The 6,686-nt window shown below is 68.6% G+C and carries 7 protein-coding genes; 4 read left to right on the top strand and 3 right to left on the bottom strand.

Going from position 1 to position 6,686, the window contains the following annotated elements:
• Positions 1 to 209: 209 nt before the first annotated feature.
• Complete coding sequence (locus ACFP3V_RS30615) at positions 210 to 1,325, bottom strand: DUF4352 domain-containing protein (RefSeq protein WP_380590702.1); 1,116 nt, start codon at positions 1,323 to 1,325, stop codon at positions 210 to 212.
• A 677-nt stretch (positions 1,326 to 2,002) separates the two neighbouring features.
• Here ACFP3V_RS30615 and ACFP3V_RS30610 point away from each other — a divergent pair.
• Positions 2,003 to 2,446, top strand: coding sequence for a type II toxin-antitoxin system VapC family toxin (locus tag ACFP3V_RS30610; RefSeq protein WP_380590699.1), 444 nt, complete (start codon positions 2,003 to 2,005; stop codon positions 2,444 to 2,446).
• 16 nt (positions 2,447 to 2,462) lie between these two features.
• On the opposite strand, the gene ACFP3V_RS30605 is transcribed toward ACFP3V_RS30610, so the two are convergent.
• Entirely contained in the window at positions 2,463 to 2,591 is a 129-nt protein-coding gene (locus ACFP3V_RS30605; protein WP_380590696.1) for a hypothetical protein, read from the bottom strand.
• Between the two features lie 163 nt (positions 2,592 to 2,754).
• On the opposite strand from ACFP3V_RS30605, the gene ACFP3V_RS30600 reads away from it, so the two are divergent.
• Both ACFP3V_RS30600 and ACFP3V_RS30595 read left to right on the top strand, forming a co-directional pair.
• Positions 2,755 to 3,630: a DUF3761 domain-containing protein gene (locus ACFP3V_RS30600; RefSeq protein WP_380590695.1), complete on the top strand. Its 876-nt coding sequence runs from the start codon at positions 2,755 to 2,757 to the stop codon at positions 3,628 to 3,630.
• Between the two features lie 195 nt (positions 3,631 to 3,825).
• A complete protein-coding gene (locus tag ACFP3V_RS30595; RefSeq protein WP_380590692.1) occupies positions 3,826 to 3,996 on the top strand; it encodes a hypothetical protein in 171 nt (56 codons plus the stop codon).
• Positions 3,997 to 4,568: 572 nt separating this feature from the next.
• Here ACFP3V_RS30595 and ACFP3V_RS30590 read toward each other — a convergent pair.
• A complete protein-coding gene (locus tag ACFP3V_RS30590; protein ID WP_380590689.1) occupies positions 4,569 to 4,718 on the bottom strand; it encodes a hypothetical protein in 150 nt (49 codons plus the stop codon).
• 288 nt (positions 4,719 to 5,006) lie between these two features.
• Here ACFP3V_RS30590 and ACFP3V_RS30585 point away from each other — a divergent pair, with 288 nt between their 5' ends.
• Entirely contained in the window at positions 5,007 to 6,143 is a 1,137-nt protein-coding gene (locus ACFP3V_RS30585) for a Fic family protein (protein ID WP_380590686.1), read from the top strand.
• The last annotated feature ends 543 nt before the right edge of the window (positions 6,144 to 6,686 follow it).

Genomic DNA, 6,686 nt, shown 5'->3' with positions numbered 1-6,686 from the left:
CCAGGGAACCTGACGGACCGTCACGAAACATCGAGGCTATCGGTCCCCCACAACCGCGCTGGGCAGGCCGTCGGCCGCAGTCTTGACCTCGCGAGTGAATCCGCTTTCAGCTGCAGCCAGCACTGGTCGAAAGGTATGGTGACGGGTCACCGGCCAAGATTTCAAGAGGGAGATATATCCCACCCAAACCACTCCTCCTCCGCTTAATTTTATTTTACCGGGAGCGGCTGAACAAGGTATCCTGGCTTGGCGCCGTCTTGGATGGCAGCCCCCGATGATATCCAAAGGCTCGTCGGCGTGTCCCCAGTGGGGATTTCGAACACGCCATATTCAGGACCCTGGCTATTCGTCTGAAGACCGAAGGTCGGACCGTCTTGCCCCTGGCCGTGCCAATACTGGGCATAATCGAGGGAGTACCTTGAATCGTTCGACGATTCGGTGTACAACACTGCGCCGACATTGAGACTGACGGTGTTCTGAGAGTCCCAGGAAGTCTCGCTGTTGCCCACATTCTTCACGCTCATGGCGACGACGCAGAACTTCTTCCCCGCCTCAGGAGTTGGCCCGGCAGACGGTGACTCACCGACGGACGTGGCGGCGTTCTTCGTGACTGCCGGATCCAAAGGCTTACCGCAAGTGACGCGCTTGACCGTGATCTGGAGCTTAGATGGCTGGGTCTGGCCAGCGTAGGTGGTAGTAAGCGTGAACGGCTCGCCGACAGCGGGAGTACCAAGGACTGGAGCCCCGGGCGGTGCTCCGACCATCGATCCTGATGGGGACGGCGTTGCGCTGCTGGTCGGCAGGAAGGGGGCCCACAGGCTCTTGATGTCGCCCGGAGCATTGGCCTGCTCCAGGGCTTCCACGACCTTCTGGCCGTCCGCGTCTGCCGCCTTTGCTGCCTCCTCGACACGAGCGGTCTGTTCTTGGGTGGCCGTGCCGTTGATTATCGGCTCACAGTCGTTGGCGACCACCTTCAAATCCGCCGCCAGCTTGTCGAATGCCGCATTCACCGAAGCGCTCGGGGAGTCGGGCAGGTTCTTCAGGTCGGTGACCGTTTTGACCAGCATTTGGCATGACTCGGTGGTCGCGGATGGCGTGCCGCTCATAGCGTTCAGCTCCGGGACCATCCGCTGCGAGGCCGCTCGGAAGGATTCCCAGTTCGCTGCCGTGGGCGTGGAGACCGCGTTCGACGTGGAGGAACTGCTACAAGCGGCAAGCACGCCGGACGTGCCGGCCGCCACCAGCACCGTCAGCGCCGCTGCCGACACCGGACTACGTGCGCGCTTCCCAGCTGATCGCTGGCTCTTGATGTGCGAGTCGTTCATCTTGGCTCCCCTTGGGGAGACTCCGTATGGCAGTCGCAGGTCACGACCGGTCTGGCAGCGCGAGGCGCGATCTCTACTTCCAGAAGGCACCTCAACGGCGCGGATCGCAACAGCAGGCCGGGTTGCGATGCGGGGCCGCATCAGGCGCTCGCTGAAAGGACGACGAACAGGGAGCCGACGATGGACGACCAGCGGCCCGGCGGGATCAACCCGGGCGGCGTGAGGGCTCGTTCTCGCCAAACAGTCCGGGGGGTACGCCTTTCATCAGTACGCATCCCGGTGACATGGCTGGTCACCACCGTGACCCCGTCTCCCCATACGGGTTGGCTCGCGTCATCTTCCGGTCAGCGCGCGCTCACCGCGGTGAGCGCCACCGCCGTCGGTGCACTCGCGGGTGCCACCTCCGCGCACGCCCCACAGATCCGGCTCAACGTCTGCACCGATGACGGCCACGCCATAGCGCGCGCCGACCATCAGTCACACGCGGGGGAGGCCGGATCGACTGCGGGACACCGTCGTCACCGGCGTCGCCCGGACGGTCATCGCCACGGTCCCAATGCGTCGAGGAGGGTGACCTGGTCGGGGTGGAGTTTGTCGGCCTGGGAGGGCCCCGAAACCGACTTCTCGGAGCGGATCAAGGAGACCGTGCGCGGGAGCGGCACGGAGACTCCGGCCGCGTGAGCGCAGGTCGCCTGGTGGCCGTGATGGACTCCGGCCCGTTGATCGCGCTGATGCGCGCCTCGGATGAGCACCACAAGGTGTCTTTGGAGTGGCTGTCCGCCGTCGGCCGCCGCAGGGAGCGTGTGGTCGTGCCGCTGCCGGTGGTCACCGAGGTCTGTCTGTTCCTGGAGAGAAAGCAGCGGACCGACCTGGAAGCCGCATTCCTGCGGGAGCTGCACGCCAGGCAGGACCTGTTCGCGCTTCATGCCCCGGCGCCGGCGGAGCTGCTGCGGATGGCGGAGCAGGTCGCGCAGTACGCGTCGTTCCCGCTGGGCACGCCGGACGCCTCGGTTATCGTCGCGGCGCAGGTCTACGGCATCACGAGGGTGGCCACCCTGGACCACCGTCACTTCCGTGCGGTTCGTCCTCGGCACGCTGACTTCCTTCACCTGGTGCCCTGACTGACTGCCCGTCAATTCACCAGCCCCACACGTGCATCCGCACCCCGAACTTGCGCAGCTGTTCGGCGATGTCGGCGATGGTGCCGCTGGCTCCGGCGGCGTCGTGGGAGATGAGCTCGTCCAGCCACAGGCGGAACGGGCCCACCGGTAAGGAGGCGCGCGGCGGGCGGTGCCGTGCCCCCGGTCGTCTACTCCCGTGACCGGGGAGAGGATGGACAGAAGCTGATCTTGTCTGCCCTTGCCGACGGGAGGCGGTCATGAACACCTGGCCGGGCCGATCTCCGGGGCCCACGGGCCGGTCGCCGAGGATGAGCCGGCGCAAGAAGCTGGGGCTGGGCTGTGGTGGTCTCGCCGCTGCGTTCCTCGTTCTGATGATCATCGTCGGCGTCCTTGCCAGCCCAGCGAAGCACCCCGCCTCTTCATCTGTCACCGGCCAGGCATCCCCTCCCGCTGCCCCGTCCACGTTGCAGCGCTCCGCGCCCGGTCGCACCAATGCCACGCCCACCCACGCCGCATCCACGGCGACGCCGACGTCCTCACCGCCACCGGCCACGCGCCCGGGCCCGGCTCGCTCCACCCGCGCGTCCTCCCCCGCCCCCTCCGCGCACCGACTCGTCCTCGCCGCACTGAACCCGGCCGTCACCCAGGCAACGATCGCCGCGACCATCTGCGCAGGCGGCTGGACGGACACCATCCGCCCCAGCGCTGCCTACACCGAGCAGCTCAAGAAGGCCCAGCTCGCGGCCGCGCACCTGCCCAACCAGCGCCCCAGCGCCTACGAAGAAGACCACATCATCCCGCTGGAACTGGGAGGCGCCCCGGCCAACCCCGCCAACCTGCGCCCCGTCCCACTCACCCGGGCCACCCGTGACGACCGCCTGGAGAACACCCTGCACGACGCGGTGTGCAGCGGAGCGATGACCCTGGCCACCGCCCAGACCAAGATCGCCGCCGCCAAGGCAGGCGAACCCCTCAGCGCCGTCCCCACCACATCCCCGGCCGGCCCGCCGAGCACCACCCGGTCCCCTGCCCCGCCCCCGTCCCAGCCGGCGACTACCCCACCGCGGTCAACGGCCGCCCCGAACGGTGCCACCGCACTGTGCCGGGACGGCAGCCTCTCCTTCGCCGCACACCACCAAGGCGCCTGCTCCCACCACGGCGGAGTCGCCCAGTGGTACCGCTGAACCTTCAGGATCGGACGGGCGCTGAGCCGCACTCAGTCGCGCAAGCCGGCGGACTGGCCCGGGCCACCGGACGACGACACCCGCGAACTCGTCGCGCCCCCATGGCAGCTCGTCTGCGGCCGGGACAGTCAGAACCCGCACTCGTGGATCCTCGAGCGACGGGTCGCCGAGCGGGTCATCCGCCAACTGCGGTCCGTGGGCGATGCTCTGGCATGGCGCGTCTACCACCGCGACCGGCGGTTGATCATCGTCCTGTCCGGCAACGATCCCGCCGGCCCATTCATCGCCAAGGCCGGACTGGACCGCGAACTCGGCCGGATCGTCGACATCAAGAACCGCGGCAACTTCGATTCCTGCACGACCTGACCTCCGTCATCCGCATCCTCGACGTCACCGAGGTCTTCCCCAGCGGAGCGCGGCTTCTCCCGAAGTGAAGTCCAGCGACACAACCAGCGCGCACAGCAAATGGAAGAAGCAGACCCGCAAGGCCGAGCGGCTCCTCGCCGCCGTCGATGGAGGTCAGCCTCTTCCTGGCGAAGAGGAGGTCACCCTGTGGCGGGCAAGACGCACATGCGAACCTATACCCGGAATGTGACGCATCTGCTGTCGGTCATGGAGCAGAAGGGCCATGCCAGCTCCCGGGTCGGCGATCGCGTAGTCGGCGGCCTCTACCTCCCCACCCTGCTGAAGATGAACCAGTCGAAGGAGCAGTTGTGGGATGCCTATGCGAACCGCCGTGACCGCCTCGTGCGGCAGCACACGGACATCCGTGCTGGTCTGCACCGGTTGAAGGTGAGCAGCGGCGACACGGCTGGCCGTGACCCGGCCATCGTCCCCTGGGGCGGCCGTGGGTCTGCAGCCCCCCTGCAGGCCGGCGCCGCCCCCCGGCGAGGCCGGGGAGCGGCGTGGTGTGAGGCCGTGGTTGCGGTGCTGCACGGTCAGCTGTCCTGCAACCCGTCGGGGTTGATCCGGGCAACCTGCAGCTGCGCGTGGTGCGGGGTGGCGAGGCCGGCGTCGGTGATGTACAGGTCGGTGCCACGCACGGCGGTGGCGGTGGGGCTGGCCAGCCCGTCGGTTGCCGTGAGCACGGTGGCCTTGGTGCCGTTCGGGTTGCCCCGCCCGCACCGACCGGCGTGAGGAACTCCCGGCAGTCCCCGGGCGGGCGCACGCCCCACTGCTGCTCGAGTTCGCTCAGCTCCCCCACAGGGAGCGGCGCTTCCCGCGCGAAGCCATGCCCGGGCAAGCCGAAGACGCGGTCGACACCCGGCATGCGGGCGAGCCACTGCACCCCCTGGCGCACGCCGGCGCCGGGCTGATGCAGCTGACAGCCAGGGACCAGGGTTGACGTGATGATTGCGTCATCTTATCGTCGTGGCATGCTCTACCCCACACCTGCCCTCTCCGCGGACGACGCGCGCGTGCTCGCCGAGATCGACCGCATGCGGGCGTCGCTGCGCCACCAGGTGCGCTCGGCTCCGGCCAAGTGGACCGCCGGGCTGCGGAAGTTCCTCACCGCCGACGCCGTGGCCGCCTCCAACTCGATCGAGGGCTTCAAGGTGGCCACGGTCGACGTCGAGGACCTCCTGGAGGGGGAACGAGACGTGGAGGTCTCCGAGGAGAACCGCGAGGAGACGCTTGCCTACCAGCGGATGATGACGTACATCCAGACGCTCCACGACGTCGAGGACTTCTCGTACAGCAAGGGTCTGCTCAACGCCCTGCACTGGATGCTCCAGGGCCACCGGCACAGCGCCCGCAAGCCGGCCGGGCAGTGGCGCCGTGGGCCCGTCTACGTCACCGACGCCCGGGATCCGAGCATCGCCGCCTACACGGCACCGGATGCCGCACGCGTGCCCGCACTGATGGAAGAGCTGGTCGACTGGCTCAACGCCGAGGACGGCACCCACCTGCTCGTCCGGGCTGCCATGGCACACCTGCACCTCGTGTCCATCCACCCCTGGGCCGACGGCAACGGCCGGATGTCCCGCTCCCTGCAGACACTCCTGATCGCCCGCGAGGGCGTCCTCGCACCCGAGTTCTCCTCGATCGAGGCCTGGCTGGGGCGTCCGGGCAACACCTGGGAGTACTACCGCGAGCTCACCGACCGCGGCTCAAAGTACCGCCCCGACCAGGACGTCTCCGCCTGGATCCGGTTCAACCTCACCGCCTACCACCAGCAGGCCCAGACCGTCCAGGGCCGCCTCGACCGCTCCGGACGGGTGTGGGGCGCACTGACCGAGTTCACCCAGAGCGCAGGGCTGGACGAGCGCACCGTGACAGCACTGCACGACGTCGCCATGGCCGGCCGCGTGCGACGCTCCCGGTACGAGCACGCCGAGGGACTGAGCCTGCAACAAGCCCAGCGCGACCTGCGCGACCTGGTCCACGCCCGCATCCTGGAACCCGTCGGACGCACCCGAGCCCGCTACTACACCGCCGGCCCCCACTTCCCCGAGCAAGCCCTCGACATCGCCCGCACACCCATGACACTGACCCACCCCTACACCGACTGAGCACCCCTCGTCGCCCCTCGCCGCCTCATCCCCCCGACGCCGACGCCCCCGGCTCCTTCGCTTCATCACCGGGGACGAGCACGACACCCACGACCCCACCCACCACCAGCGGCCCGGCGGCCTGACCCTGCGTCAACTCGCCGAACACCGGGGCCAACAGCCAGCCGGACCGACGACGACGCCTCCGACGAGATCGCCGTCCGCCGCGCCCTGGCGGGACTGCCCACCCGAGTGACCGTGCAGGGGAAGCGTCCGTTGCGCCCACTCCAGGGCCGCTCGCCTGCCCGGAGGCGTCAACGACAGCCCCGGCCAGGCGCCGCTGTCGTGGATTCCGGTGCAGGGCCGGGCGAGGCGAGGGGGCAGAGGTAGCTGAGAAGCTGCCTTGATGACGGACAAGGCCGGTGGGGTCCAAGGTCAGTCGGTGCGCCCGGGAGAATATGCACGCGTGGAGCGAGAGAGACGGTTCCTGCTGGCCGAACCACCGACGCCGTCCACGGTGACGCTCACCCGTGTGATCACCGACCGGTATCTGGTGGGAACACG

It is taken from the genome of Streptacidiphilus monticola, from assembly GCF_042658505.1.
Lineage (GTDB): Bacteria > Actinomycetota > Actinomycetes > Streptomycetales > Streptomycetaceae > Streptacidiphilus > Streptacidiphilus monticola.
This window is presented reverse-complemented; position numbering and strand designations above follow the sequence as displayed.

Bases quoted from the DNA above. Each gene is read 5' to 3' on its own strand.
- ACFP3V_RS30615 (WP_380590702.1), bottom strand. From the start codon at position 1,325: ATGAACGACTCGCACATCAAGAGCCAGCGATCAGCTGGGAAGCGCGCA.
- ACFP3V_RS30600 (WP_380590695.1), top strand. From the start codon at position 2,755: ATGAGCCGGCGCAAGAAGCTGGGGCTGGGCTGTGGTGGTCTCGCCGCT.
- ACFP3V_RS30585 (WP_380590686.1), top strand. From the start codon at position 5,007: ATGCTCTACCCCACACCTGCCCTCTCCGCGGACGACGCGCGCGTGCTC.